A 3,590-nucleotide genomic window follows, 5' to 3' on the forward strand; every position below is an offset into this window, starting at 1 on the left:
CAAATATCTCTTTTCCGTTAATTTGCATTTGGGTTTCCTTTTATTGGGATATGGGTTTCATCAGTATCATATGGTAATATTTTACCGGAATCATCAAAATACTTTTTTCTACTAGCAGGGATTCTTAAAACCCATCCGTTATTAGTATTTGCGGTGCTTGGCAATTTCGGATTGTTTTCCGGCGCGTGTATTCTGACTCTTTCTACGCCATCTTTATCGACAAATTTTATTCCATTATCATCATTTTGTAGCATTACTTTCTAATCTTTCGGCGCTCTTGAAAATATCTCAATCAAATGTTCAGATACCAAATTCCAATGAAAGCATTTTATCATTACATTTTGCTTGATACTTTTTGACTTTTTTATAAATAGCCATCCATAATAGATATTTCATAAATGCCATTAAATTTATGTTGTCTTCGAAAAATAAAACTATAGACTCTGCCTCATAAATTTCAAAGTTAAAATAGAATTTATAAATATCTGGTTGATCTAGTATCTTTATAAACTCCTTATTTTCATTTATTTCAATACTACTTTTAGTATCTATGCATAGCTTTTTACTGTTTTCAGCAAATCTTATACCGCCAATTAAATTAGGATAAGGATCAAACTCCAAGTATCCAATCGGTCCTTCTAAAATAGTTAGTAAAGTAATCTTGGCAAAATAATAAAGAGCTAAATCCGTACTAAAATTTAAATACGCCCGATTGGAATATTTATTTATTTCGATATTAAGATTATGCGCTTCGTTTGACATTAATACATCGTCTATCGTCCATATGTTTTCGTCTATGTAAATTTTATCAGATAAGTTCATCTATTCTCCTTTTATAACCCCATCTTTACCATACCACTTATATCCTTTTTCCGTAGGAAAAATGTGTAAGTTCTCAATTTGTATATTGGTATTTCTATATGGTATTCTTATTTCTATATTATAATGGTCTGGAAAGCCATGTGAGTATTTGCCAAAATCCTTGCGCATGATTACAATGGTACCGTCGTCTAGCTTACTAACCATTACCTTATGATCCCCCGGTTTAATTTCTCCCCTCTGTATAATTTTTTCGATAATATTTGAACTATTTTGTCCTTTATTGATAGCCTCTTCGCTTATACGCACTATACTTTTAGCTTCATTTGTTCCCGCACCCTTTGCGGTGTTACCAATAATTGCTGTTGAACCTCTTGTTGCTCCTGCACCACCGACAGCCTTACCTAAATTTATTTCTGGAAGTACTCTTGCGCTAGGAATGAACATTGCTGACATATCAACGAGCCCACCCTGTATGACTTGATGGAAATTCCAACCCAAATAAAATTGACTACCCGTGGCGCTAAAAAACTTTTGTTTATAACCAAATTCTTCGTAATCATTATAGTTTAGAAAGGTTAAGCCGTCGGATTTTTGCCTTAAATACATAAGTCCGTCTAATACTTCGCTTTTACTAAAATTTGTTAAGCCTAAATTTACAATACCGTTCATATATGCATCTGTTCCATACGCAGCAGAAAGCAAGAGTAGTCCAGTGGCATCTTTTTTGGTGTAATTTATGCCGCGTTTGGACATTTGTTCTCGAAAATCTTCTACATTATTATGGATGAAATCTTTCTCCGCCTGATGTAACTGCCTATTCGCCCCCTTCTGTTTATCCAGCCTAGAGAATTCTTTATTGTTGCTTGCGTAGTAGTTTTGATTGATACTACTAGGATTATTTATCTTAGCAGAGCCATAGCCGCTGCCGTATGAGCTAAGAGCATATCCGTAGTATCTAGCTACTGCGTTTCCGAAATTCTGTGAATAGGTCGAATGATCGTCTTCGTTTTGGAGGAAGCCTATGCCTCTTTGATGATCCATAGCTCTTTGGCTTTCTGTAGCAGAGGTAGCAACTAGATCCTTTGTGCTTTCATTGTTTTTTATATTGATATAGCTGCGCCCGGTCTGCAAGGAGTAAAAGCCCATTATCTGCTTACCGTCTCTACCAGATAATGGGGTGGTAGCCAATAAGAGAGCACATAAAGAGATAATGATAAATTTCATTTAATATTTCCCTTTTTTACCCTAAACTATAAATTTCCTCTTATGTGCAAATACTTTTTAATAGTTCCATTTTCATCACTGCGGTATATTATCTCATAATCTTTTTTTGTAGTCTCTATTATGTATTTTAATATTTCTTCGTCAACATCATCTTCTATTGCCAAGTTTTTTTCTAAGATATACTTTGTAATACTCCCGTAAAGTCTATAGAAAATTTGCCAATCGAATTTAGCTTTAATTCTACTAAGTAATATCACTTTGCATTCTGTACTTGGATTGTTATATGCGAATTTATTAAAATATTCCATAATAGTACAGCAATCATTATTAAGGCTTTTTCGTATATTATAAACTAAAAATATAGAACATAGAATAATAAAAACAACTAAAATTTTTTTATAAATTTTACACATAATCAACCTACTATTTTGGATCATATCTTTTGCTGCTTGCTCCAAAGTCAGGCATATTTATAAATGGGATATGCTCGTTATAGAGATATTCCCCAGTTGTACCATAAACTGGAACCTTTAATATATTCGCGACCTGTTGAGCTATAGAATTTTCATTATTTGCTTTTTCGCCCAACCCAGAATAACAAACATCTAATCTTATATATTTTATATCTCTACCATTGGCTCTAATCCATTTTCTATGGCTTCTTATCATATTTGCTACGTCTTCTGCCGATAGTATTTTGGCCATCCCGACTGGAAAATTTTCATCTTTCCTAACATCATATACAGCACCGATTACTCCATGAGCTGAAAAAGTAATTATATCTTCTCTATCTAAAATCCCGCTTCTATGCCATTCACCAGCCCTATATCGCCATGGTTCGAGATTTTTGTTAAATAAATTTATATCCGCATTATCACTCCACCTCTTATCGGTGCTATTAAAATTCTTAAGGTTATGCTCTAACAGAGCCTTATTAATCTTGTCGTATTTATCGTAGCTAGGCAGTTTATCTCCTAAATTTATCTTTGAGCCCGTTATATCTAAGCCTCTTTCGAGATAGTCCGCAAAGTGATCGCCCTTTATATCGGCATATCTATTCATAGCCTCGCCGCCAGGGATAAAGCGTCCTTTTTTGTAGTCTATAGCATGGCTTAGCTCATGTCCTAGGGTTTGAGCAAATGTTTTTATATCCGACGTATTGGCTAAATTTAAAGTGATAGTTTTGCTTAAAGAGTCAAAATTCCCTTTGAAAGACTCATCATTTTTGCCCTTTGCATTGGCATCGGATATTAGTTTTACTTTAATACCTTCTAAATTTAAACCATTGGCTTTGGCATAGGCATCTATCAGAGATTTTATTACCTGCTCTTTAGTGTTGATGCCTACTTTTTCATCCATTAATACCGAGCTTAAATCTTTGCCGTAAGCCTTGCTTAACTCATAAGCGTTTGCATATTCCGCTACGTTTTCATTGAAAGAAAGATCGCCCGTTTTTATAAGCATCTCTAAGGACTTAGTTATCGCACTCCCCCTATTAAGCTCATCCTTTATCTCATTCCTTCCCCCTTCGCTAAACAACCTCA

Annotated in this window: 5 protein-coding genes; all 5 read right to left on the bottom strand. The window is 34.3% G+C overall.

Features of this window, described 5'->3' with window-relative positions; all coding sequences use genetic code 11:
- Nucleotides 1–17 precede the first annotated feature (17 nt).
- The gene (locus tag Q0257_RS11265) at nt 18–254 is read right to left on the bottom strand and encodes a hypothetical protein (protein WP_298024859.1); all 237 of its coding nucleotides are present in this window, start codon (nt 252–254) and stop codon (nt 18–20) included.
- A gap of 46 nt (nt 255–300) precedes the next feature.
- The gene (locus tag Q0257_RS11270; RefSeq protein ID WP_298024861.1) at nt 301–822 is read right to left on the bottom strand and encodes a hypothetical protein; all 522 of its coding nucleotides are present in this window, start codon (nt 820–822) and stop codon (nt 301–303) included.
- Nucleotides 823–2,046, bottom strand: a complete 1,224-nt coding sequence (locus Q0257_RS11275; protein WP_298024862.1) for a hypothetical protein — start codon at nt 2,044–2,046, stop codon at nt 823–825. It lies immediately after the preceding gene.
- Between the two features lie 26 nt (nt 2,047–2,072).
- The gene (locus tag Q0257_RS11280; RefSeq protein WP_297964407.1) at nt 2,073–2,483 is read right to left on the bottom strand and encodes a hypothetical protein; all 411 of its coding nucleotides are present in this window, start codon (nt 2,481–2,483) and stop codon (nt 2,073–2,075) included.
- A partial coding sequence (locus Q0257_RS11285) for a hypothetical protein (protein ID WP_298024863.1) occupies nt 2,470–3,590 on the bottom strand: 1,121 nt, incomplete at its 5' end. The genes Q0257_RS11285 and Q0257_RS11280, both read right to left, overlap by 14 nt.

The sequence above is a fragment of the uncultured Campylobacter sp. genome (genome assembly GCF_938018035.1).
GTDB lineage: Bacteria > Campylobacterota > Campylobacteria > Campylobacterales > Campylobacteraceae > Campylobacter_B.